This is a genomic window from Planctobacterium sp. R6 (assembly GCF_055755215.1).
Genome location: NZ_JBVTQY010000002.1, coordinates 120,304 through 144,101 on the forward strand (window position 1 = coordinate 120,304; position 23,798 = coordinate 144,101).

The 23,798-nt window shown below is 45.1% G+C and carries 21 protein-coding genes; 15 read left to right on the forward strand and 6 right to left on the reverse strand.

Features of this window, described 5'->3' with window-relative positions:
* Positions 1-404: 404 nt before the first annotated feature.
* Positions 405-3,128 (reverse strand): insulinase family protein, encoded by a 2,724-nt coding sequence (locus tag AC0J20_RS02330; RefSeq protein WP_473020459.1) that lies wholly within the window; start codon positions 3,126-3,128, stop codon positions 405-407.
* Positions 3,129-3,281: 153 nt separating this feature from the next.
* Between AC0J20_RS02330 and sixA the strand changes: the two genes are divergently transcribed.
* The 3 genes from sixA to AC0J20_RS02345 all read left to right on the forward strand — a co-directional run bounded on the left by sixA (position 3,282) and on the right by AC0J20_RS02345 (position 5,836).
* Positions 3,282-3,770, forward strand: a complete 489-nt coding sequence (sixA, locus tag AC0J20_RS02335; protein WP_229527747.1) for a phosphohistidine phosphatase SixA — start codon at positions 3,282-3,284, stop codon at positions 3,768-3,770.
* Positions 3,771-3,917: 147 nt separating this feature from the next.
* A complete protein-coding gene (locus tag AC0J20_RS02340; protein WP_473020460.1) occupies positions 3,918-4,103 on the forward strand; it encodes a hypothetical protein in 186 nt (61 codons plus the stop codon).
* 767 nt (positions 4,104-4,870) lie between these two features.
* Positions 4,871-5,836: a DUF2971 domain-containing protein gene (locus tag AC0J20_RS02345; RefSeq protein ID WP_473020461.1), complete on the forward strand. Its 966-nt coding sequence runs from the start codon at positions 4,871-4,873 to the stop codon at positions 5,834-5,836.
* Between the two features lie 332 nt (positions 5,837-6,168).
* On the opposite strand, the gene AC0J20_RS02350 is transcribed toward AC0J20_RS02345, so the two are convergent.
* Together AC0J20_RS02350 and AC0J20_RS02355 are read right to left on the reverse strand one after the other, a co-directional pair.
* Entirely contained in the window at positions 6,169-6,390 is a 222-nt protein-coding gene (locus tag AC0J20_RS02350) for a toxin-antitoxin system HicB family antitoxin (protein WP_473020462.1), read from the reverse strand.
* A gap of 1 nt (position 6,391) precedes the next feature.
* Positions 6,392-6,814 (reverse strand): putative toxin-antitoxin system toxin component, PIN family, encoded by a 423-nt coding sequence (locus AC0J20_RS02355; protein ID WP_473020463.1) that lies wholly within the window; start codon positions 6,812-6,814, stop codon positions 6,392-6,394.
* Positions 6,815-6,970: 156 nt separating this feature from the next.
* On the opposite strand from AC0J20_RS02355, the gene AC0J20_RS02360 reads away from it, so the two are divergent.
* The gene (locus AC0J20_RS02360) at positions 6,971-7,330 is read left to right on the forward strand and encodes a hypothetical protein (protein ID WP_229527742.1); all 360 of its coding nucleotides are present in this window, start codon (positions 6,971-6,973) and stop codon (positions 7,328-7,330) included.
* Positions 7,331-7,703: 373 nt separating this feature from the next.
* On the opposite strand, the gene AC0J20_RS02365 is transcribed toward AC0J20_RS02360, so the two are convergent.
* Positions 7,704-9,011: an HlyC/CorC family transporter gene (locus tag AC0J20_RS02365; protein WP_229527741.1), complete on the reverse strand. Its 1,308-nt coding sequence runs from the start codon at positions 9,009-9,011 to the stop codon at positions 7,704-7,706.
* Positions 9,012-9,099: 88 nt separating this feature from the next.
* Positions 9,100-9,900: a cytochrome C assembly family protein gene (locus AC0J20_RS02370; protein ID WP_473020464.1), complete on the reverse strand. Its 801-nt coding sequence runs from the start codon at positions 9,898-9,900 to the stop codon at positions 9,100-9,102.
* Between the two features lie 170 nt (positions 9,901-10,070).
* Between AC0J20_RS02370 and ffh the strand changes: the two genes are divergently transcribed.
* The 5 genes from ffh to AC0J20_RS02395 all read left to right on the forward strand — a co-directional run bounded on the left by ffh (position 10,071) and on the right by AC0J20_RS02395 (position 14,838).
* Positions 10,071-11,447 carry a signal recognition particle protein gene (ffh, locus tag AC0J20_RS02375; protein WP_473020465.1) on the forward strand — a complete coding sequence of 459 codons (1,377 nt, stop codon included), beginning with the start codon at positions 10,071-10,073 and terminating at the stop codon, positions 11,445-11,447.
* 107 nt (positions 11,448-11,554) lie between these two features.
* Positions 11,555-11,827: a hypothetical protein gene (locus tag AC0J20_RS02380; protein ID WP_229527738.1), complete on the forward strand. Its 273-nt coding sequence runs from the start codon at positions 11,555-11,557 to the stop codon at positions 11,825-11,827.
* Positions 11,828-11,943: 116 nt separating this feature from the next.
* The gene (locus tag AC0J20_RS02385; RefSeq protein ID WP_229527737.1) at positions 11,944-12,438 is read left to right on the forward strand and encodes a GNAT family N-acetyltransferase; all 495 of its coding nucleotides are present in this window, start codon (positions 11,944-11,946) and stop codon (positions 12,436-12,438) included.
* Between the two features lie 203 nt (positions 12,439-12,641).
* Positions 12,642-14,309 carry an Lcl C-terminal domain-containing protein gene (locus AC0J20_RS02390; RefSeq protein WP_473020466.1) on the forward strand — a complete coding sequence of 556 codons (1,668 nt, stop codon included), beginning with the start codon at positions 12,642-12,644 and terminating at the stop codon, positions 14,307-14,309.
* 13 nt (positions 14,310-14,322) lie between these two features.
* A complete protein-coding gene (locus tag AC0J20_RS02395) occupies positions 14,323-14,838 on the forward strand; it encodes an Lcl C-terminal domain-containing protein (RefSeq protein WP_473020467.1) in 516 nt (171 codons plus the stop codon).
* Between the two features lie 36 nt (positions 14,839-14,874).
* On the opposite strand, the gene AC0J20_RS02400 is transcribed toward AC0J20_RS02395, so the two are convergent.
* Positions 14,875-17,094, reverse strand: coding sequence for a YgiQ family radical SAM protein (locus AC0J20_RS02400; RefSeq protein ID WP_473020468.1), 2,220 nt, complete (start codon positions 17,092-17,094; stop codon positions 14,875-14,877).
* A 129-nt stretch (positions 17,095-17,223) separates the two neighbouring features.
* Here AC0J20_RS02400 and AC0J20_RS02405 point away from each other — a divergent pair, with 129 nt between their 5' ends.
* The 6 genes from AC0J20_RS02405 to AC0J20_RS02430 all read left to right on the forward strand — a co-directional run bounded on the left by AC0J20_RS02405 (position 17,224) and on the right by AC0J20_RS02430 (position 23,776).
* Entirely contained in the window at positions 17,224-18,564 is a 1,341-nt protein-coding gene (locus AC0J20_RS02405) for a serine hydrolase domain-containing protein (protein WP_473020469.1), read from the forward strand.
* A 186-nt stretch (positions 18,565-18,750) separates the two neighbouring features.
* Positions 18,751-19,002, forward strand: coding sequence for a 30S ribosomal protein S16 (gene rpsP, locus AC0J20_RS02410; RefSeq protein ID WP_229527732.1), 252 nt, complete (start codon positions 18,751-18,753; stop codon positions 19,000-19,002).
* A 23-nt stretch (positions 19,003-19,025) separates the two neighbouring features.
* Positions 19,026-19,550: a ribosome maturation factor RimM gene (rimM, locus tag AC0J20_RS02415; protein WP_473020470.1), complete on the forward strand. Its 525-nt coding sequence runs from the start codon at positions 19,026-19,028 to the stop codon at positions 19,548-19,550.
* The gene (trmD, locus tag AC0J20_RS02420; protein WP_229527730.1) at positions 19,550-20,341 is read left to right on the forward strand and encodes a tRNA (guanosine(37)-N1)-methyltransferase TrmD; all 792 of its coding nucleotides are present in this window, start codon (positions 19,550-19,552) and stop codon (positions 20,339-20,341) included. The genes rimM and trmD overlap by 1 nt, the downstream gene beginning before the upstream one ends.
* Positions 20,334-20,693 carry a 50S ribosomal protein L19 gene (gene rplS, locus AC0J20_RS02425; protein ID WP_229527729.1) on the forward strand — a complete coding sequence of 120 codons (360 nt, stop codon included), beginning with the start codon at positions 20,334-20,336 and terminating at the stop codon, positions 20,691-20,693. Before trmD ends, rplS begins: the two co-directional genes overlap by 8 nt.
* Positions 20,694-21,175: 482 nt before the next feature.
* The gene (locus AC0J20_RS02430) at positions 21,176-23,776 is read left to right on the forward strand and encodes a TonB-dependent receptor plug domain-containing protein (protein ID WP_229527728.1); all 2,601 of its coding nucleotides are present in this window, start codon (positions 21,176-21,178) and stop codon (positions 23,774-23,776) included.
* Positions 23,777-23,798 lie beyond the last annotated feature (22 nt).

Genomic DNA, 23,798 nt, shown 5'->3' on the forward strand with positions numbered 1-23,798 from the left:
AATGGAGTAGCGCCACTCAGATAAAAGCTTAATAAAATGCCTGATGTAGTAGCTATAAGAAGCAGTGGATAGCAATGGTAACTCCGCGTCGAGCTGAGTTGTGGTGTTTTCCTGGATAGCACATTTACCTCCTTTGCTTCGATGATGCGTCAGTTTCGGGTGCTGAGCGTGGCCCGGCAGCAGAAACCGTGAAGGAAAAAACCTATTGAGTGCTTCAATTTGAGTGCCATAGTCATGCGCTGGCCAAAAAGAAAATACCTGCCATTAATCAGAGGGTTACGAAATGAGGTTGGAGGCAGCGCTATTGCAACCTGCCAGTTATTTCACCGCGATGGTGCAAATGCACAATCAGGCGACAAGGTGATTGTCAACACTGAGGGGCGCGAACGACGAAACCGATGGCCCTATTTATGTTGATAAATGGTGTGCAATGGCTTTTCAAAACTCGTGGTTGCACTGCTTTGTTTACCCGGACTGTATAGAACAAAATGACTGTTTTTATGGAGAAACTGCTGCCCGAACCACTGCACGATATCAGCTTGACTGAGCCTGGCAATTTCATGGTTAAGGTGTAGCTCATGCTGAAAGTCTACCTGTGGTCTGGCAATTGCACTCCAGTACCGTTGACATTTTTGCGGGAAGTTGATGGTTTTTTGCGAAATCTGACGCTCCAGATTTTTTCTGTACTTCAACCATTGTGGTTCATCAATGGCTGTTAGCCATTGGTGAAACTGGATCAGTGCATTAAGGGTTTCCTGGTAGAGTTCATCGGCACTGGCATTGGGTGACTGAATGAATAATACTGTGCCAGGTTGCTCATTAAAGGGCATGTAACCTGTCCCGACCTGGTAGCCCAGTTGTTTTTTATTGCGCATCCAGTCGAAATAAAAGCCAGCCAATATACTTTCCGAGAGCATCATAAGCGCTCTGGTTTTCAGGCTCTTGTCAGCGGTTTGCAGGTATAAAACAATGGCGGCATCCTGATGTTCGCAGGCGAAGCGAAAACTGCGTTGTTCAATGTCCTGCAACATCACAACTGACGCCTGTGTGCGTTCTTCGGGTATCCGGGTGGGCAGTTGCAGTGAGTCAACAAACCCCGACAGCGCACTTTCGTCCCAGCAACCGTACAACAAACTTTCTAGTTGATACGCACTAAATAGCTCAGTGTGTTTCGTCTGAATGTCTTTTAGCGTTAGATTTTGCACAATATTAGCCAGGTCTTCTGGCAACCATGAGGCTTTAACAAAAATTGCTTGCAGCACGGTGAATAACCGGTTGAGGGGTTTGTTGTGGATACTACTGTGCAGGCTGTTGAGGTAGTCCTGTTTGTGCAACTCAAAGTCAGGGCAGGGTTGGGGCGCCGCGCAGATACGCTGTATCAATTGTCTGACTAAATCCAACTGCTTATCAGCAAAGCCACTGGTGTGTAACCCGATACCGCGCTGATGGGCATAAAAATGGAAGTGCAAACCGGCCAATTGTGCCTGATAAAAGCTGTTGTGCAGGCTGGATTCCAGCGCACTGGCGTACAGTTTACGTTGTGCTACCTTATTTATGTCGGGATTTAAATGGGAGCTGCGCCAGGAAAAGAAGCACTCTCCCTTTAATCCTGACTCCAGGGTGTCAGTGCCGTACCAAATGTTGTGTTGCTCTTTAGAGGCCTTTACAGGCAACTGATTGAGTGGTTTTTGTACCGGTTTAATGTCCGGAATAAATGGATTAACCCCGGGTAGTGCTAATTCCTTGTCGAACAGCGATTCCAGCTGTTGCGGCACGGCCTCCATATGCCAGGGGCGATCCTGGTACGCAACCTGATACCATTTGCTGGAATGCGTTGCCGTGTGCCGGTTCGAAATCGAAATTACCCGCATGCGCTCAGGATTTATATTGGCTAAAAATTGCTGTAATTCTGCTTTGTTCAGGTCGCCTAACAGGTAGTCGCCACACAACACTTCATGCTCTGTGTAGCGTTGAACATTGGTTACTAATTGCTGCACTAAATCAAGAATGTGTTGTCCGGTTTGATGTTCAAAGGCAATGCGATTGAGACGACTTTTCTCGGCATAATGACGTTCAATATCATCAGTGTTTTTTATGATTTGGCAAAAGTGGAATACACTGGCAATAATGGCCTGGATATGTTCCATACCTTTTTCAGTCAGCTCGATATACAGGTTAAAATCAGCAAAGCCAGTGCCTTTTAATCCCGGTCCTGCCAGTACCTGTGTTGCCCATTGTTGGGATTTCCACAGCCGAAGCAAACTGCCATGACCTTCGTAGCCAAACAGGTGACTCACCAGAGTTTCTATGTTTCTGGCATCTGCCAGGTCAGGGGTTTGGTTAAATATCAGTACCAGTCTGTGATGAGGTCTGGCGGTATTAATTTGAATGTGTCGGCCCAGTTGCTTAGCCAAATACAAAGGTGTGCCACTATCTTTTTTACGGCAGGGAGTGCCTTTTTCAAACCGGCTTACCTGCTCAACAAGTTTCGGGACTAATGCGCTATTTGCCGTGTTTGTAATGGCGCAAACCGCGATGTTGCAGGCCACAAAATGTTGGCGCCAGTAGTCTCTGAGTAATTGCTGAAGTTCCTGAGTAGAAAACTGTGCAAAAGTCTCGTTATTGCCAACAGCAAACTGGTGGAAAGGGTGGGCCGGATTGCAGGTTTCTTTCTGGACTTCCATGACACGGCGCTGTTCTTCGGTCACTTTGTTGTGAAATTCCGCATTAATGGCCTTGATCTCTTTTTTGATACCGGCTTCGCTTAGCAGTGGCGATTGCAACATGTCAAAAAAGATATCCAGAGTTTCTGAAAAGTATTTATGATGGACTTTAAAATAAAAGGTGGTGGATTCAGCGGATGTCCAGGCATTGATTTTTCCCTGATGACTATCTAAAAACTGAATAATGTGATTGTCTTCGGGGTAGTGTTGGCTGCCGGTAAATAACACATGCTCTAACAAATGAGCTAAACCGGGACAATGCCGGGGATCAGAAAAGTTGCCGGCAGCGACGGTGACAGCGAATGCGCAAAATTCAGTTTGTGGGTCTTCGACATGCAATATTTTAATGCCATTGGGGGCATGGAGAAGTTGGTATTCGTTATTGTCTGTCGGGGCTTTAATCAAAGGTGTGGACCATTAGTTCAAACTGCTAAGTTTAATTTATTGTTTTTCGTATGCGTTTATCAGTGGTTTCATAATTACAAAGACAAACATGCTCTAAAGCATAGCTACAAATTCATAGAATTACAGCGCTTTTTTGTTATCATGTGCTGATTAATGCACAAAAAAATCAATAATTTAGTTATGCAGTTATTCCTGATGCGGCACGGAGAAGCGGAACCTACTTTTCACGATGATGCGCAGCGCAGCCTGACAACCCAGGGGTTCATAGAAAGCCAAAAAACCGGAGTATGGTTAAAGGAAAACATACATAACATTGAGTATGCGCTGGTGAGTCCTTTTAAACGCGCACAGCAGACTTTTGAAATGGTTCAGTCGATTGTTGAAATCGACAATTTTGAGATCTGTGCAGATATCACTCCCTCAGGCAAGGCGGAACAGGTACATGACTATGTTTATGCCCTGGCCCATGAGAAATCTGTTGAGTCACTCATTATAGTGAGCCACATGCCGCTGGTAAGCTATCTGTTAGATGAGTTTTGTGGCAAATTGCAGTCGTTGATTTTTGCAACCGCCTCAGTGGCCTGTCTGGATTTTGATATTGAACAAAATAAGGCCACATTAAAACAAGTCTATTTACCCTGATGTGCTAAGCGTATTGACCTTTGCTGGTAAAATTGCGAAATTGGCGTATATTCAAATAGAATTGATGGCTCCTGATTATTTTTTAACTAAAAATAACTGGAGAAAATAGAGCAACCAACCGATAAAGAGATCGGGAGGATTGAGGAAATGTCAGGTAATAGTTTACCTGCGCAGTTACAGAAGGTGTTGCAAAGCCATCTGGCGCAGAAAGATATTGCTTACGACGACGAGTTGCAGGGCATCATTAACAGATTGTCAGCGTTGAATGAATCTGTTGAAGAAGTCAAAAGTAAGATACTCGAAAATCGCAAAGCGAAACAAAGCACTTCTTAATGCAGAGGTCTGGATATTAAGGTTGTAAAACAATCTTAGTCTCTTTACCTCTGTAGCATCTCTTGAGCTGTTTCGGCTCATACACAAACTGACAAGCACCGATTTTCAGAACAATCCGAACAGGTACACTTTTACCTTAATTTTTACCCTGTATTTGCCCGTCAATGCTTGTGCGTCTATGCGCTGCTATTGACCAGGTAAATACGCCTGTTGCTAACCTTTTGGTTTTTCAGCTCTTTTCTCTTATCTCGCGAACAGGCCAGATTCGTCCGGACTTTGAACATAACAGCAGCGGAACGTTTAAATAAAATCCACTGAAAAGTTATCTTTCATGTTTAATGTATTTCTCTTATAGTCAATAAAACGACACGTTTGGTTGATGTTAAATTTTTACGTGAAAACATATTTGAATATTTCTCTCTTTGACAAGGAGGTTACAATGACTTCATATAAAAACCTAAATGGAAACTCCAATGTGGAATCCTATGAAATCGCTGAAGACTCAATAACTGTCCGTTTTAAATCTGGTGGAATTAGAAATTACCTGTATACATATCAAAGACCAGGCGTGGCAGTAGTTGACAGAATGAAAGCCCTGGCCGAGCAAGGACATGGCCTAAACTCGTATATCTCATCAATAGTAAAATCTAGGTTCGCTCAGAAGTGGTAAATCATATAACAAACGGCTTTAAAAATAAGCGGGGATTAAGACGTTAACCGCGTTCGCGCCGCTAAGACGGGCGTTGTTCAATTCAGAGTTTAGAGTTGTGGATTGGTTTCAAGAATATAAAAAATTAGTATTTTCTAATACTACATCAGTAGACCAGATTAATAGAGCTATTTCGCTTAAATATGAGCATATCCCAAAAACTCTTTATAAGTATCGTTCCATAAACGAATACTCAATAAGGAATTTAGAAGATGATTCAATATGGTTGTCAGACCCAAAGAACTTTAATGATCCTTATGATTGCTCATTTCATCACAAAGTAGACTTAGACCCTGACAATGTTGATTCAATCCTATCAATTGCTCGTGAAAATGATTTAATTGGAGAGCTTTCAGAACAGCAACTCCACTCAATTGCTGAAAGTAGTGCCCCATTAGTGAAATTTCTTGAACTTAGTTACCCAGATAGACCTGATTATGGTCGTATTTGTGGAGAAGCATTAAGTCGTGTAATGAAAGAGAGAGCAAATTCTCTTGTTCAAGCAACGTCTGAGGGGGTTAAACAGATGTTCAAAATCTGTTGTTTTTCTGAAAACCCAAAGTCAATTCTTATGTGGTCGCATTATGCTGACTATCACTCTGGATTTTGTATAGGATATGACTTTCACGAACTTGGAAATGATGATCCAAGAACACGGTTAATTTATCCTGTAATTTACTCCGACGAAATGTTTGATGCTACAAGTGTTTTTGGAACAACAAGAACTGTAGAAAATATCCTCTATCTTAATCAAGCTGCGCTTATGAAAAGTACTGAGTGGGCTTACGAGAAAGAATGGAGGCTTGTTTTTGGAAACATGCTCAATCAAAATGAAATGTCTTGTCCTATGCCAAAACCAAAGCATATTATTTTAGGTGCAAAAATATCCTCAGGTGACGAGCAGACTATCAGGAGAATATGTAATGATAAAAACATTGAAGTTCTAAAGTTATCTATGGCACACAATAAATTTGTTCTGGATATTGAGCAATTACCACATAATCGGGTCTCCGGAGACAGCTAGCCTTCAGCCCCCACAATACCTTGAGTGCTACTCCGCACAGGGCTTTTCATTCAGGCTGGTAATAAATTGTGGCGTTAGCTGTATAAATGGTGACAACGATGGAATCCAAAGACCAAGAATTATAAGTCAGGACTCTTTTACCATTGATATCTTTAAATCAAACAGATATCGACATGGCTATTCACAATTTTTCCTTTTGGCAGAGCCGTTCTGATGCTGGTGTGGTCTGATTGCTCCGGTGTTTTAGTCATTCCGGCTCTGATTAGGTATAAATCTTCACAGGTCATCCGGCTAATATGCAGTTCCACTTTTTGCTGCCGCAGAGACGAGTGTTAGCTACCAAAGTGCTCATCCAACTTTTTCAGTAAATCTAAGCCTCTTTTTTTATCACCGGTAGCAGCCAATGCTTTGAACCGTACTTCAGTATCAAACTCTGCTATCGCCTGAGTTGATAACTCTTCTATCAATTTGTTGAGGCTCAATTTTTTATGTGCCGCTAATGCCTTTAATCTATTATGTTTATCGTCTGGTAAACGCACTGTTATAGTCGACATATTAAACTCCTCTTAAATATTCTTCGGGCGCATAAACTTTCAGACCATCAAACTGTAACTCGGCATTTCGCAGATCTTTCAGGTTATTTGTTATGATGCACTTTGCGTTTCCGGCCACTGCAAGTTCAATAAGAAAATTATCGCCTTCATCTTTTAAATTAGGTCGCCACAAATAATGTATTTGTACCCACTCACAGACAGCAAAAAAAGCAGCGAGCAACTCGCTAATTTCTTCCTCGGTTAGAGGGCATAACTCTTTTATATTTGGCCTTTTACTTACGGACTCATATTCCAAAAATAAGGCAGTGCTAACAAGCGGCCTGAGTTGGGCCTGCAGACAACGCCGCACAATTTCCCGTGCTGGTCCAGCTTTGCCAATCAAAGCGCTAATAAGTACACTGGTGTCAATAACGACTTTGTCCATAATAATTATGCTAGCGTATATGCTATCACTTTTCAATTTGGCAATGGCAGCTAACAACCAAATGGTGGGACCCAAACACGCGGGCTTTGCTTTACCACGATAGCCCCTGCGTTTGCGACGTTAAATTAGAGCGTTAAATATCAAGGAAATAATCTGATGAATTGGAACAACCTAAATATCCTGCAAAAACTAATTGTAGGCTTCATCATACTCCTTATCGCTGCAACGACACCCGAGTTAATGTTACTGGTAGATTTGGGCGGTATTGAACTGGCTATGACCGCCCTTGTTTGGTATCTGAGGCCCGTAATTGCTTGGATGCATTTGAAGTGCCGTCGAATAAAAGAGGTGTTTTTCATTTTGCAGATTACACTAAAGAGAAGTGCATGGTGTCAGCCAAAAGTATTTGTTACTCAAGCTGCTTTTAGTGTAACTGCATTATTTTTAACCAGCTCGTTAGCATTGTCCATTTTCTTTTTTATCCCCGGCATTTTATTCAATTCGGCATTGGTTTAAGGCATAAAACAAAAAAGTTTTAAAGCTGGACGCTTATTCGCCGGGCCCTCTTATTTTTTATCCCGGACATAAAAATAGAAAGACAGCCCCTTTAAAGTTCAATCAATGCCCTTTTCCCCAAGCCCTGGCCTCGCTATAGGATATTTGTTTAGATCTTCGGGAAAAGGGGGCAACAGAGAACGGGTTTAGCCTTTTACTGGTGTTTTGCTGGTGGATAAAAACAATGCCAAAAAGCATTTTTACTAGCCAGATAAAAAGACTTGTTACAGCGATGGCTGAATGATTCTGAAGATGAATCACATAACAATTAAACAGGAAGTGCGCAGCATGCGTTTCTGCTTCCGGAGGCATTGTTTTTGGGGTTCAGTTAACCCTAATCGTTGTTTTTACCCTCATTCGGGGAAATGTAAAACTCGGGCATTACCCTAATCGTTTTAATTTTGTTGTCTTCAATATCTACTATTTCGATGGGGTAGCCGGCAAGGCGAAAACTCAGGTGGGATTGTGGGATCTCTTCAAGGTATTCCAGAATCAGTCCGTTCAGGGTTTTTGGACCGTCAGTGGGTAAATTCCAGTCCATTTCCCGGTTGATATCGCGAATGTTGTTACTGGCGTCCACCAGGTAGGAGCCATCCTGTTGCAGGCGTGCTTCGCGATCGCTTTTCTCTTCAATAATGCTGGTGGTAAAGTCTCCGACGATTTCTTCCAGAATATCTTCCAGCGTAACCAGGCCCTGAATATCGCCGTACTCGTCCACCACCAGGCCAATGCGCTCTTTTGCAGACTGGAAATTATACAGCAGGTTATGCAGGGGAGTTTTTTCCGGCGTAAAGTGAATTTCCCGTACCGCTCTGAGTAGTGAAGCTTTAGAAAACTCGTCTTTCGACAGCAGTCTCAGCGCGTCTCTGACATGAATAAAGCCAACGGCATCATCTATGTTGTCTCTGAACAGCAATACCCGGGTGTGCTGAGCGTGGGTAAGTTGTTTTTGGATGATTTTCCAGTCGTTGTTGATATCAATGCCAAAAATGTCGTTGCGGGGCACCATAATGTCTTCAGCGGTGACTTTTTCCAGATCCAAAATGCCCATCAACATGTCCTGGTGTTTTTTCGGGATCATGACACTGGACTCATGGACAACGGTCCGCAATTCTTCTTTGCTTAGTGAATGGTTTTCGACTTCGTCCGGGTTTACCCGAAACAGTTTTAAAATCCCGTTGGTAATGTAGTTAAGGGCGATCACCAGGGGGTAAAATATTTTCAGTAGCGGGGTCAGAATAACCGAGCTGGGAAACGCAATACGCTCCGGGTAAAGCGCCGCCAGAGTTTTTGGGGTTACTTCTGCGAAAATCAGTAATACTACGGTCAGGCCAATGGTATTTATCGCTGACGCAACGGCCAGACCATAATCACTAAACCAGCGCAAACACAAAATGGCAGCCACCGTTGAGGCGCCAATGTTAACCAGATTATTGCCGATGAGGATCAGACCGATAAGCCTGTCTGGTGTATCCAGAAGACGTTCAACGCGTTTTGCTCCTTTGTGGCCTTCACTGTTTAAGTGTTTCAGGCGATACCGGTTGATGGACATCATCCCCGTTTCGGAGCTGGAGAAGTATGCGGATAGCACGATGAGTACTGCTAGTATAATAAGTAGCGTACTGGTTGATATATCGTCCAACTAGTCAGTCCTATGTAGTGTGACAGATGCAAATTTAGGTGGTTATAACATTGACTTCAAGCGTTAATCTGGCTTTTTGTCGATTTTATTAGCCCATCAGGACTTCTTTTACGATTCGGCTGCCGAAATAAGCCAGTGTCAGCAATATCACTCCCACTACCGACAAACTGATAATGGTGTTGTCTTTTAATCCAACGCGCTTGTGAGCGACAATCATGCCGGCATACATAAACCAGGCGAGCGTGGTGAGGATTGTTTTGTGTACCTGGCGCTGTTCAAACATGTTTTCCAGAAAGAAGAAACCACTGGCCAGCGATAATGTGAGTAGTCCGGTTCCCAACATCAGCAAGCGGAACAGGTTTTGTTCTACTTCCATCAGCGGGGGCAAGGAGGAGTGAATAATAACCGCCTTTTTTTGTTTTAAACGTCGATTAATAAAGGACAGCTGCAACGCGTATAAGAACGCGATGCTTAAACAGCCATAGGCCAATAAGGCAAAACTAATATGGGCCATCAGGGAAGGGCGCAATTCTATATGCATGATGACAGAACCCGGGGTGAAGCTGGCCACGAATACTGTGATTGCCGAAAACCCGGTAACTAATGGCAATAAGAACGTTTGCTGATTGCGCAATGACAACAGCCAAATAACGGCAGTGATCATCAGAGCTGTGATAGAGCCAACGTTGATAATACTCAGGTTCTGACCATCTCCTGACAAGATGCTGTTGAGCAAAATGATCAGGTGCAGGGTAATCGCGCCAGCCGTTGCTAAGAGAGATAACTTAATGAGTGGTCCATCTTTGTGAAACCATCGACTTGCGACAGAGACAGCTGCAACGATATAAAGCGAGATGCAAATGAGATTAAGTATTATCAACATATTCATTTATTGAGAAAATTCTTCCGCCAGTATAAATAACCCGAGGCAGATACACTAGTGTTTGACGCAAATCCTTCATATTAAAAATGCAAATCCCCACAAGCGGGTACTCATTCGGTGATGCAAAAGGTATAATCAGCCAAAATTTTTCGTGAACCAGTAAGCAAGGCATCAGCATGTTCGATAATTTGACCGAAAGGCTTGGTCAGACATTAAAAAATATCTCCGGTAAAGGTCGTCTAACGGAAGACAACATAAAAGACACTATGCGCGAAGTGCGCATGGCATTGTTGGAAGCCGATGTTGCATTACCCGTCGTCAGAGAGTTTGTGGCAAAAGTTAAAGAGCAGGCTCTGGGTGAAGAAGTGGGCAAAAGCCTGAATCCAGGCCAGGTATTCATTAAAATTGTTCAGAAACAGCTTGAATCTGTGATGGGCGAGGCGAATGAAGCATTAAATCTGGCTGCAACACCACCGGCCGTGGTGCTGATGGCTGGTTTGCAAGGTGCGGGTAAAACCACAACCGTTGCGAAACTTGCCAAATTTTTAATTGAGCGTGAAAAGAAAAAAGTGCTGACGGTCAGTGCTGACGTGTATCGTCCGGCCGCAATTAAGCAGCTCGAAACGCTGTCAGCGGAAGTTAATGCTGAGTTTTTTCCGTCCACTGTAGAACAAAAGCCCCGGGACATCGTCAACGCTGCGATGGAACATGCTAAAAAGTCATTTATTGATGTGGTGTTGGTGGATACTGCGGGTCGGTTAGCTGTGGATGCTGACATGATGCAGGAAATAAAAGACTTGCATGCGGCAATCAATCCGGTGGAAACACTTTTTGTCGTGGATTCCATGACCGGTCAGGATGCGGCGAATACCGCGAAAGCCTTTGATGAAGCATTGCCATTAACCGGTGTGGTACTGACCAAAACCGACGGCGATGCCCGCGGCGGTGCGGCCTTGTCGGTACGTCAGATCACCGGCAAGCCCATCAAGTTTTTGGGTATCGGTGAAAAAACCGATGCCTTAGAGCCTTTCCATCCGGAGCGCGTTGCTTCGCGTATTCTGGGCATGGGCGATGTGCTTTCACTGATCGAAGAAGTGGAGCGCAAAGTCGATAAAGACAAAGCCGCCAAACTGGCCAAAAAGGTGCAAAAAGGCAAGGGCTTTGATCTGCAGGACTTCAAAGAGCAACTGGAGCAAATGCGCAATATGGGGGGCATGATGTCCCTGATGGACAAACTGCCAGGCATGGGTGGCATGACTGATAAAATCAAAGAGCAGGCTGGCGATAAACAGTTTACTCAGATGGAAGCCATTATAAACTCCATGACTCCTGGTGAAAGACAGCGCCCGGATATCATCAAAGGCTCGCGCAAAAAGCGCATCGCTGCAGGTTCGGGTACACAGATTCAGGATGTGAACCGTTTATTAAAACAGTTTACCCAGATGCAAAAAATGATGAAAAAAATGTCTGGTGGCGGCATGAAGAAAATGATGCGCAATATGCAAGGCATGATGCCACCTGGCGGCCCGGGTGGAATGTTTCCACCCAGATAAGCAATCCGTTTTTGCGGGATTGATGTCACAAAGTTTTACAGTTTAAAGTTTACTATTTGCACTGAGTTGCTACTTTTACAACAGTGAATTAACAGGGTAATCAAATCATGGACAATAAAGAATTCAAAGGGATATTACTGGCAGCGGGAAGTTTAGGGCTTGTGGTCTGCCTTTTTGTGTTGATTGCGTCTGCGTTATCACTGTTTAAAACCAGTAAATTGATCCTGCTTGCCTGTACACTCATTTCATTGATCCTTTTCCATGAAGGTCTGGCCAGCAATGTTCAAGCCCGCATTAAGCGCTTAGCCAGGTTTCACCTTCGGGAAATTTGGCAATCTTTGCAGGCCTGGCGCGCTAACTGGTGTGCCATTAAGGCCTGAGTCGACTGGGTTACGGCAAGACGCTGGTTTCAGATTACTCATTAGTGACTCAGAGACCAGCAAATGGCGTTGTTGTTCAGTAACCGTTTGAATTTCAAGATGTAGGCTGTCTTTTGGTGCCATTGCCTGAACCTCACTCTCTCACTTTTAAAGCATTTTCCCCGGAATATTGCCAGCAACTTCGGTCCTGGTTTACAACACCTGAGCAAATTATATTCTGGAGTGGCTACAAGTTTGGTCATCCTGCAACCCTCAATGAATTTGCAAACCAGTTAAAGCTGGTATCTATTCCTGCCTATGCCATGCTGTCAGCAGACGGACAGTTGATCGGTTTTGGTCAAATGATGTTTGATAATGGCCGTTGTCACCTGGTGCGGGTAGCCGTCAGTCCGGCTTTTCGGGGACAAGGGTATGGCAAAATGCTGTTAAATTGTTTGTATTTGCAAGGCCAGAAACTACACCAACCGCGTTACTTTTCGTTGTTCGTGAACAAAAAGAATGCAAGCGCCATAAAGCTTTATGTAAAAGCCGGATTTCAGGCCACCAGATACCATGGCGTGTTGCCCAACGACAATAGCTGGTACATGGAAAAACCGGTGTTGCAAAAGTAAACGAACTTAAAGCCACACCCGTTGAGGGTGGTTGTATAAATACAAGCTGAATGGTCAAGTTGTTATTGCGGTTGTTCAAAAAAATCTATTTTTGTGACAAATTTGCAGGATATTTGCATAACGAGTTTACGCTAAGGGTAATTGCTGTATTTTTGACGCAGTAATTACTTCATTTTATGACTAACAGATTAAAGAGTATCGAAATGGATCTAAGACATTGGTTGCTGGTTTCCCTGACTACATCATTGCTTGCCTGCGGTGGTGATAGTTCAGACGAGGATGTTGACAGCGTTACAATCCTGGTTTCAGCAGGGTCAACCGTTAATGAGCAAAGTGAAGTTACGTTAAGTGGCCGTACTACATTGGACAATGTCAGTAGTTACAGTTGGTCGGTGAGCGACAGTGATTATACCCTGGAGCATGAGGATTCAGCTTCAGTGGCTGCCACGTTAACGACGCCTGAAGTCAGAACAAGTAGCGAGCAAGTCACGCTGACGCTTTCTGCGACGTCTGAAGAAGGCGGTACCATAAGTGGCACCTTTACCCTCACCGTTGAACCCGTCAATATTGCACCAACGGCTGACGTTGCCATTTCCCAGGACAACCGTTTTGACGAAAATACCTATGGTGGCGCGCTTGCAGTGACCTTTACCGGTAGTGGTGCAGATGAAGATCCTATTGATGCAGAAAGCCCAATCAGTGCTTACAGTTGGCAGCAAGTATCGGGAACTGATGTACTTACTGGCCTCGACGTGTCAGGCAGTAGTCTCACTATAACTACACCGGCCTTGGCAGCGTCAGAAACACTGGGGTTTGAATTTACGGTAACAGACAATGAAGGAGGCACTTTTACTGAACCTTTCGAAATAGTGGTTCTGGATGTGACTCAAACCCATCCAATTGCCGAAGCGGGTGAGGCCATTACGATCATGGAAGGTGAGCGATTTTTATTGGCGGGTTCAGCAACGTCACTGAGCGACGATGCAACGCCGTTTTTGTTTGAATGGACAAATAATTCCAGTGATCTGGCCGAATTCGCGGATGCGTCGGATGCAACCACTTATGCGGATGCCCCGGCCGTCACAGAAGATACAGATATAACTATCGACCTGCGAGTCGTGGATCAATTTAATAATGAAGACAATGATCAGGTGGTAGTGACAGTACGTGAAATGCCCGCCACCTATGTGAATGATACCGGAGTGGTGGTCAATGTTTCCAATACCGGTCTTATCAACGGTTCCAGTCACAGCTTCCCTGGTCAGGATGCCGATATTGGCCGTGACCGCATGCATGAATCTGATGTGTTGGAAAAGGCCGGAGCAGGAGATGAAGGCTTTGATTTTACGAAACTGGACGAATTTGGTGATGAAATTGACGCCACCGAAACCGACTGGAGTTGTGTCAGAGATAATGTCACCGGATTGATTTGGGAGTTAAAAACCAATGATGCTGGTTTGCATGATGTTGATAATACCTATTCCTGGGTTTCGAGTACCACCTCAGAGGAAAACCAGAATGATGGTGCCAGTTGTACCATAGCTAACTGCAATACCGCCGCATTTGTAGAAGCGGTTAATGCTGAAGGTTTGTGTGGTTTTTACGACTGGCGTATCCCCACCCACAACGAGCTGATGTCTATCATGCATTTTGGCGAGTCAGGTGGAACCTTTGTTGATCGTGATTACTTCCCATTTAATAGCCCGGATACCAGCGTACCTACCTGGTATTGGACCAATGTTCAAAATGTCGATGGCGCCAGTGGTGACACCCTGCAAAACAGTTGGGCTATCGATTTTAGTTCTGGCAACGACAACTTTTTATTGAAATCCACCGAAAATTACCTTCGTCTTGTGCGTGCAGGCCGGTAAAAAGGAGAACAACATGAAATTGAATACCTTATTGTTATCAGGCTTTTTAATGATGGCATCATTTGTTCAGGCGCAAACCTGCGTCAGTGGAATCGGTGAAACCGCACCGCAAACAAATTTTACAGATAATGAAGATGGCACAGTGACCGACAATACCACCGGACTTATGTGGATGCGTTGTAGTCTGGGGCAAACCTGGAGCGATTCCAGTAATACATGCACTGGCGATGCTACCGCCATGACCTGGCAAGAAGCGTTGCAGGCGACTTATGGCTACGAATTTGCCGGTGCCAATGACTGGCGCCTGCCAAACATCAAACAATTGTTGAGTATTACTGAGAAGTCGTGTGTGCGTCCTTCTATCAACGAAGACATTTTTCCGGAGACCACTTCGGATGACTACTGGACCAGTACACCATCGCTGACCGATTACAGCATGGCCTGGGTTGTGGCCTTTTTTAACAGTAGTAATTCGTTAAAAGAAAAGGACGCCTTTATCTATGTGCGCCCGGTCAGAGTCGCTGATTAGTAGCCGGTTTAAGCCATTGATTTAAAAGGCCTGATATCAGGCCTTTTTGCTTTTTTTACGGGAATTTTTATTAAAGGGTTGGTCGCTACTAAATCGCGTCAGAGCTTTATTGGGTTTACCTTTGGCATGCGCCTTATTGATCGACTTTCGCTCATAATCTTTTTGGGCTTTGCCTTTTAACTCACCTTTGCGCTCCGGTGGAACCAGGTGTTTAGGGCCGTTGCCAATTAAATGAGCTTTACCCATTTTTTTCAAAGCTTCGCGCAACATGGACCAGTTGGCCGGATCGTGATAACGTAAAAACGCCCGGTGTAAGCGACGGTGTCTTTCACCTTTGGCAATGCTCACATGCTCACTGTCACGCGTGATTTTGTGGATCGGGTTCTTCTCCGAGTGATACATGGTGGTGGCATTCGCCATTGGAGAGGGATAAAAGTTCTGTACCTGATCCAGTTTAAAGTTATTTTCTTTTAACCACAGCGCCAGGTTCAGCATATCAATGTCCCTGGTGCCAGGGTGTGCAGAGATAAAGTAGGGGATCAGATATTGTTCTTTTCCGGCTTCTTTAGAGAACTTATCAAATAACTCCTTAAAGCGATAATAGGTGCTCATGCCCGGCTTCATCATTTTGCTCAATGGGCTTTCTTCGGTGTGCTCCGGGGCAATCTTTAAATAACCACCTACGTGATGGGTAACCAGCTCCCGTACGTAATTGGGATCTTCGATGGCCAGGTCGTAGCGCACACCTGAGGCAATCAGCACTTTTTTAACGCCTTTGACGTCCCGTACTTTCCGGTACAATTCTACTGTTGGGGTTTGATCGGTATCCATATGGCCGCAGATATCTGGCCATACGCACGACAAGCGGCGACAGGTTTGCTCTGCTTTGGCACTTTTACAGCGCAGTTTATACATGTTTGCGGTGGGACCACCTAAATCGGAAATCACCCCGGTGAAACCGGGCACTTTGTCGCGGATTTGTTCTACTTCGCGAACAATAGATTCTTCCGAACGGCTCTGAATAATCCGTCCCTCATGCTCGGTGATGGAGCAGAAAGTACAGCCACCAAAACAACCTCTCATAATATTGACCGAGGTTTTAATCATGTCATAAGCCGGGATCTTTTCTTTGCCGTAACTGGGGTGGGGGACCCGGGCATAAGGTAAATCGAACACGGCATCCATTTCTTCGGTTTCTAATGGATAAGCGGGCGGATTTATCCAGATACTTCTGTCGCCGTGGCGCTGCATTAGTGCGCGGGCACAACCCGGGTTAGTTTCCTGATGTAAAATACGCGAGGTATGGGCATAGTGAGTTTTCTCATCTTTGACCACTTCAAAGGCCGGCAACTTTACATAAGTCTTATCCCAGGGCTTGCGTCGTGTCGCTCTTGGATTAAAGGGGTGCACTGTAATGGCTTGCGTTGTATCTGTTTTGGCATCAGCCGCATTTTGCGTGCTGCAATTTTCTTCCCACTCCTGATAAGGGCTGGGAATGGGGTCAATCTTTCCAATCTTATCGACACTGGTGGAATCAACGCCTAACCAGTCAGGTAATGCGTGTTTGACAATGATCGCCGTGCCGCGCACATCCTGCATGTCTTTGATGTCTTCTCCGTTAGCAAGGCGGTGAGCCACTTCTAAGAGTGGTCGCTCGGCATTACCAAACATCAGCATGTCAGCTTTGGCGTCAAACAAAACTGAACGGCGCACTTTGTCAGACCAATAATCGTAGTGAGCAATACGACGTAAACTGGCCTCAATTCCACCGATGATAACCGGTTTTTTATAGGCTTCTTTACAGCGCTGGGTATAAACGGTTACAGCTCTGTCTGGCCGTTTGCCATGGACATTTCCGGGTGTGTAGGCATCGTCGTGGCGCAGTTTGCGATCGGCGGTGTAGTGATTGATCATGGAGTCCATGTTGCCAGCTGTTACCCCAAAAAACAGATTGGGTTCGCCCAGCGCCATAAAGGCATCTTTGGATGTCCAGTCTGGCTGAGCAATTATACCTACTCTGAACCCCTGAGCTTCCAGGGTGCGGCCAATCACTGCCATGCCAAAACTGGGGTGATCCACATAGGCATCGCCGGTTACCAAAATGATATCGCAACTATCCCAGCCCAGTTGATCCATTTCTTTGCGGGACATAGGTAAAAACGGTGCAGGATCGAAACATGCCGCCCAGAACTTTGGAAACGAAAACAATCCCCGTTCAGCTTTCATTCGATCAACGGGCTTTTTGACAACAGCCATACAAACTCACTTAAATAATAACTTTGTTAGTTTAACAAAATTTTCTCACAGAATATCCAGCTTTATGGTTTATGCTTTGGGGATTTTTTTAAACTCGTGGTCACTCACTCATTTTCAGGGAAGCTACACGTGAAAAAACTTGTTATTTTGGTTCTGTTTTTAGTGTCTGTGCATTTTATTAGTCGATATAGTCTGGGATTTTCTGTTTACCGGTTGGGCGATGCCATTGATGTGGCGGCCAGTCTGGGGGCTAAACTGGCGTGTTCGGCAAAATATGTCTCAGGCTTTGACGACGACCAGATCATCGAGGATCTCGCGTCCTATTCTCCAGCTACCCGCTTGTTAGCGCTAAATTATGAGGTTGACCAGCAACGGGTAACTGCCAATCTGCATGGAATGAGTGAGTATTCTGCGAAGTATCGTCCCGGACTGGGTTGTACCCTGGAGATAGGTGATACCGCGCCGTTGGATGAACTTGTCGCTCCTGAACTGGTACCGCAATCGTTACCCTGGCCGCAAGGGGAGCAGGTCACCACACTTAGCCGCGAATATCAGCAACTGAGTGAAAATATCCTGGTGTCTGATAATCAAAACGGTTTACAAACCCGGGCACTTCTGGTGGTTAAAAACGGGGTGGTAGTGGCTGAGTCATATGCGCCTGGTATCGACAGTAATACACCGCTGTTGGGCTGGTCTATGGGCAAAAGTGTGACCGCAATCATGTTGGGGCGCATGGCGAACATGGGCTTGCTGGACACAGAAGCGCCCACTGATTTTGCTTCCTGGCAGGGTGATGAACGCAAACAGATCACCCTGGAGCAACTGTTGCAAATGTCTTCCGGGCTGAAATTTGACGAAACCTATGCGCCAGGTAGTGACTCTACGCGTATGTTGTTTACTGCCCATAGTGCCTCAGAGGTCGCATTGACGGCCACCGCTGATAAATCACCCGGTGAGTACTTTTCTTATTCTTCCGGCACTACCAATATCCTGATGCGGTGGATGAGAGATCAGTTGGGGAGTAATCAGGCATTAATTGATTTCTTTTATCAGGAGATTGCACAGCCGTTACACCTTGCTAACACTGTTTTTGAAGTGGATCCATCCGGGGTTTTTGTTGGCAGCTCTTATATTTTTGCCAGTGCGCGTGACTGGGCCAGAATGGGACTGATGATGTTAAACAACGGCAAAGCCGGCGAACAGGTGTTACTTTCCGGGCAGTGGGTCAGAGATACCCAATCCCCAATTGAAGCCGAAAATTATCAGCAATATGGCTATCAGTTTTGGTTAAACCGCGGTGGCAATCAGGTGCGCTGGCCTGAATTGCCCGAGGATGCTTATATGATGATGGGCAATCGCAAACAAATAGTGATGATCATACCTTCCCAAAATATGGTTATCGTCCGACTGGGCTGGACTTCGGGGAGCTATCCGACGGAAGAGAACTTTGCACGTTTTGTCGGGCTTTAATTCTCCATGTTTTTCAATAATTAACTTGCAATTAAGCCCAAAATCCGTACAATTCGCGAGCCTTTTTTCCGGCATTTATCGGGCGTAAGCCTTAAATTTGCCTGATGAGGGGTAAAGTTGACGTTAACGTTAGTAGCTTTTGCCTTGCGTTGATAAGGCAGAACTAATAACGATTTTGAGGCAATTATGGTAACTATTCGTTTACAACGTGGTGGCGCTAAAAAAGCCCCCTTTTATCAAGTAGTAGTGGCTGATAGCCGTATGAAGCGCGATGGTCGTTTCATCGAAAACATCGGTTTCTTCAACCCTACTGCACGTGGTCAGGAAGAAAGACTGCGTTTGGACCTGGACCGTGTTGAGCACTGGGTAGGTCAAGGCGCTGGTTTGTCTGACCGTGTATCTCGTTTGGTTAAAGACGCGCGTAAAGCGTCTGCTTAATCTGCGAATAAGTGTAGGGCGTTATGGCATCTGAAACGGTTACATTAGGCAAAGTTGGCGCACCTTACGGTGTGAAAGGTTGGTTTAAAGTAACATCCTACACAGAAGAGTTAGATGGAATATTCGATTACTCTCCCTGGCTGTTGTTACAGGGTGGAGAAGTAAAGAAATACACAGTGGAACACTGGAAGCACCATAACAAAAGTTTGGTGGCTAAACTGGTGGGCGTAGACGACAGAGACGCGGCGGAAGCCATTAAGAATCTGGAAATCAACGTTGACCCTGCAGTGTTACCACAACTGGACGAAGACGAGTTCTATTGGCGTGAACTGATTGGCATGACCGTGGTGAATTCCAAAGGTTATGACTTCGGTAAAATCGAACAAATGTTCGAGACCGGCGCGAATGATGTGATGGTAGTGAAAGCTAACATCAAAGACGCCTTCGGCCAAAAGCAACGCATGATCCCGTATCTCTATGAGCAGGTTGTTCTGGAGGTGGATCGTGAGGCAAGAAAAATCACAGTGGACTGGGACCCGGGTTTTTGATGAGTGAGCAACATTGGTTTGGATTCGTTACTTTGTTTCCAGACATGTTTGACACATTTCTGAATCAGGGCGTCATTGGAAGAGCTGTCAAAAGTGGGCTGATACACGCACAGTGTTTTAACCCTCGTGACTTTACGCATGACAAACATCGTACAGTTGATGACAGACCTTATGGTGGTGGCCCGGGCATGTTGATGATGGTTCAGCCTTTAACAGATGCAATTAATGCTGCGCAAGCTGCAGCAGGAGGCGATGCCAGGGTTATTTACCTGTCGCCTCAGGGTAGTACTTTGAATCAACCAAAAGTAAAGCAATTAGTGCAAAGCAAAAAGTTGATTCTGGTGGCGGGTCGGTACGAAGGTATTGACGAGCGCGTTATTCAGACCATGGTAGATGAAGAAATCTCCTTAGGTGACTTTGTCTTAAGCGGTGGTGAGATCCCGGCAATGGCCCTTGTGGACAGTGTCGCCAGACTCATTCCCGGGGTGCTAGGTCATGAGCTTTCAGCAGAATACGATTCTTTTGAAGACGGATTGCTGGATTGCCCACACTACACCAGACCTGAAGTATTGAATGGCGAGCAGGTGCCAGCGGTATTACTCAGCGGTAATCATGAAAAGATAAGACGGTGGCGTCTGAAGCAGTCTCTTGGGAGAACATGGCAAAGACGTCCCGATATGTTTAAAAAACTGGCTCTGACTGAGGAGCAAGGCTCACTCCTAAAGGAGTACCAACAAGAAGTCTTGCAGCAAGATGACAGTTATTCCAGTAAGCGAGGAAAAGATGAGTAAAATCAGTCAAGATATCATCAAGCGCATCGAGCAAGAACAACTTAAATCTGATGTTCCTGAGTTCGGCCCGGGTGACACAGTAGTTGTTCAGGTTCGCGTTAAAGAAGGTGATAAAGAGCGTCTTCAGGCTTATGAAGGTGTTGTAATTGCTAAGAAAAACCGTGGTTTACATTCTTCATTCACTGTTCGTAAGATCTCCAGCGGTGAAGGTGTTGAGCGTGTATTCCAAACTCACAGTAAGCAAGTTGATAGCATTGAAGTGAAACGCCGTGGTGCGGTTCGTCGTGCTAAACTGTACTACTTGCGTGGTCGTACTGGTAAGGCTGCTCGTATCAAAGAGAAGCTTAACTAAGCAAACTGTGGAAAGGCAGGAACTAACATTTCTGCTTAAACAAACAATGTTATCGTCAACTTCGAAAAAGCCCGCAGCAGCGGGCTTTTTTGTGATATTTACCCAGTAATAAATATTTTATTACAACTTACCCCGTCAAATGTTTACTTTTCTTTCCACTTTCTCAAGACAAATGTTAACAAGTTGTTAGTCATTTAATCATCAATTTGCAATAGTGTTCATCGCATTTCCCCGCCAGATGTCCGAAGAACGTAGAAATATATCTACCTATTGTTCTTTTTACCTGATGCTTAGGTGTTCAAAAATTACCCGATTGCATAGTTTTATCGATACTAAGGTGTAAATTATATACCCGTCGAGGTGTTTACTTCCTGATTTGGTGTGTTATAAGTTCCAGCGCAGTGTTTTCACTGCCACACGAAACTGGCTGTTCTAAACGCGGTTTTAGGCAGCAGCAGTAAAAAAATAACAAGGAAAAATCCATGACACACATAAAAAACGTCAAACTTACATTGGCGGCGATAGCGGTTTCTTCCGCTTTCTCTGCTTCGGGCGTGCAGGCTCAGGAAAATAATAGTATCGAAAAGATCTCTGTCACCGGTTCACATATTCGTCGAACGGATATGGAAGGTCCTTCGCCGGTAGCCAGCATTGATGCCGGGCAAATCGCAAATAGCGGGGTCACTGATTTAATTGGGTTGTTCACCAAGTTACCAATTTCCGGCCAGGGCACATTCTCAACCCAGGGCAACAGCAGTGATGACACCGCGAATGGCGGTTCCAGTGTTTCATTGCGGGGACTGGGTGCAGATTCCACCTTGATATTGGTCAACGGTCGTCGTGTTTCAGTTTCGCCCTTTGCCAAAGGGATCGATACCGCGTTCGTAGACATCAATAATATTCCTATTTCTGCCATCAAACGCGTAGATATTCTAAAAGATGGCGCATCAGCCACTTATGGTTCGGATGCTATTGCCGGGGTAATCAACATTATTCTGAAAGATGACTTCGAAGGTTTTGAAGTCTCAGCGAAATATGGTGATACCGCTGATGGTGGTGGTGAAGAGCAAAACTTTAGCGTTATTTACGGTACTTCCAGCGATAAGGCCAGCCATACTTTTATTCTCGATTACTTTGACCGTGAAGAAATAATGTATTCCGACAGAGATTATTCCCGCTCTGCTAACCAGGCAGCCATCAGCGGCGTATCGGATGCGGTTGATTTCCGGAGTTCCGCAGGTATTCCCGGAACTATTGCTTTAGCGTCAGATCCCACAGTAAGAATGCCGGATACTTTTGGCAATGACGTGTGTGCGCCTGAGGATATTATAGGTACTTTGTGTGGCTATGATTATGCGCCACACATGACCTCGGTACCGGATACTGAGCGCTTTAGTTTCAATTACATGGGTAAATATGAAATTTCAAACTCAGTCACTGCGTTTGCCGAACTCAATGGACAAAACTCAAAGTCTATTGTACGTGGTGCAGCCAGCCCAAGCTTTAATGAATTGTTCATGGCGGGTGATAACCCCAATCATCCTTTTGCCGATGATCCATCGCACCCATTCTATCAACAAGATTTAACCATGCGTCGTCGTACCGTGGATATCGGTAACCGTGAGAAACGCGTTGATACTGATTATTATCGTACGATTCTTGGGTTAGAAGGAGAGTTTGGTGACTGGAGTTGGGAACTTGCTTACAGCTACATCAAAAGTGAATCTGTTGAGCGTGGTGTGGATGGTTTCCCCAACTCAGTCCGTATTCAGGACGCGATAGATTCAGGTTTATGGAATCCCTTTGAACCTTCTTCTAATTCACAGGAAGCGCTGGATTATATCGAAACGTCTACAACGCGTGTCGGTAAATCTACGAACAAGTCTATCGACGGTGTTGTGTCTGGCCCGGTAGCCGAAATGTTTGGCAATGATGTCATGCTGGCAGTCGGCTTTGAATACCGCGAAGAATCTATCTCTGATAATCCTGATGAGCAATTTTTACGTGGCGAGATCTTTGGTACAGAAGCTACTCAGGCCAATGGTGATCGCGACAGCACCTCTTTCTTTGCAGAGGTTGCCTTGCCGTTTAGCGATACGTTTGAAGCGCAGTTAGCGCTGCGCCATGAGGATTATAGCGATTTTGGTACTACTACGGACCCGAAAGTGTCCTTCTTGTGGTCGCCAATGGAAAAATTATCTCTGCGGGGTTCCTGGGGCACGGCTTTCCGCGCACCTTCACTGCATCAGTTGGGCCTGGGCCGTACTGACGAATCACCTAATCTGGTCGATACCATTCGTTGTAATGCTGTGGGTATCGACTGTGATCCGAAAGAATATACCGCTGTATTCGAAGGTAACCCGGATCTGGGACCAGAAGAGTCCACCAGTTACAATCTGGGGATGATTTATGAAATCACTGAAGATTTAAGCTTTTCACTGGATTACTACAACTATGACATTGAAAACATTATTGATTCAGACACTCAATTTGTCTTCTCTAACTTTGGCGACGATCCCAATGTCGTAACGCGACTCCCCACCGCTGATCCGAATGATCCAGGTGAAGTAGTACAAATTTTTGATTCTTTCCAGAATATCGGCGACCTGCAAACCAGTGGTTTAGATTTAGACGTGCAATATACCCTGGCGTCATCTATGGGTGATTTCCGTTTTGGTTACGTGATGAACTACGTGCTGGAGTATGAAGAGTTACGCCCTGACGCCGACGGTGGCAAGCGTGTCGCCTTGTCTGAAGGGGAGTTTGAGCAGCCTGAGATCCGCTGGACTACCTCTATGGATTGGTCTAAAGACGATTGGTCGGCAGCGGTTGCTGTGAACTACATTGGCGAGTTTGACGGTGACAAAGATTCAGGTTTTGGTGATAAGACCGTTGACTCCATGACCACGGTGGATCTGACCGTAAATTATCTTGGTGTTGATAACGCGGTCTTTACGCTGGGCAGCACGAACCTGTTTAACGAAGAGCCACCTTTTAGTCATCATGATTTCTTCGCTTTTGTGAATACCATTCACAGCAGCCAGGGGCGTTATGTGTATCTGAAAGGAACATACAAATTTTAATAGCTGGAATTTAGCTAACGTA

Coding starts and splice junctions, on each gene's coding strand:
- AC0J20_RS02340 (WP_473020460.1), top strand. CDS start 3,918: ATGTCAGGTAATAGTTTACCTGCGCAGTTACAGAAGGTGTTGCAAAGC.
- AC0J20_RS02400 (WP_473020468.1), bottom strand. CDS start 17,094: ATGGCTGTTGTCAAAAAGCCCGTTGATCGAATGAAAGCTGAACGGGGA.
- AC0J20_RS02355 (WP_473020463.1), bottom strand. CDS start 6,814: ATGGACAAAGTCGTTATTGACACCAGTGTACTTATTAGCGCTTTGATT.
- trmD (WP_229527730.1), top strand. CDS start 19,550: ATGAGTGAGCAACATTGGTTTGGATTCGTTACTTTGTTTCCAGACATG.
- rimM (WP_473020470.1), top strand. CDS start 19,026: ATGGCATCTGAAACGGTTACATTAGGCAAAGTTGGCGCACCTTACGGT.
- sixA (WP_229527747.1), top strand. CDS start 3,282: ATGCACAAAAAAATCAATAATTTAGTTATGCAGTTATTCCTGATGCGG.
- AC0J20_RS02380 (WP_229527738.1), top strand. CDS start 11,555: ATGGACAATAAAGAATTCAAAGGGATATTACTGGCAGCGGGAAGTTTA.
- AC0J20_RS02390 (WP_473020466.1), top strand. CDS start 12,642: ATGGATCTAAGACATTGGTTGCTGGTTTCCCTGACTACATCATTGCTT.
- AC0J20_RS02430 (WP_229527728.1), top strand. CDS start 21,176: ATGACACACATAAAAAACGTCAAACTTACATTGGCGGCGATAGCGGTT.
- rpsP (WP_229527732.1), top strand. CDS start 18,751: ATGGTAACTATTCGTTTACAACGTGGTGGCGCTAAAAAAGCCCCCTTT.
- ffh (WP_473020465.1), top strand. CDS start 10,071: ATGTTCGATAATTTGACCGAAAGGCTTGGTCAGACATTAAAAAATATC.
- AC0J20_RS02395 (WP_473020467.1), top strand. CDS start 14,323: ATGAAATTGAATACCTTATTGTTATCAGGCTTTTTAATGATGGCATCA.
- AC0J20_RS02370 (WP_473020464.1), bottom strand. CDS start 9,900: ATGAATATGTTGATAATACTTAATCTCATTTGCATCTCGCTTTATATC.
- AC0J20_RS02360 (WP_229527742.1), top strand. CDS start 6,971: ATGAATTGGAACAACCTAAATATCCTGCAAAAACTAATTGTAGGCTTC.
- rplS (WP_229527729.1), top strand. CDS start 20,334: ATGAGTAAAATCAGTCAAGATATCATCAAGCGCATCGAGCAAGAACAA.
- AC0J20_RS02350 (WP_473020462.1), bottom strand. CDS start 6,390: ATGTCGACTATAACAGTGCGTTTACCAGACGATAAACATAATAGATTA.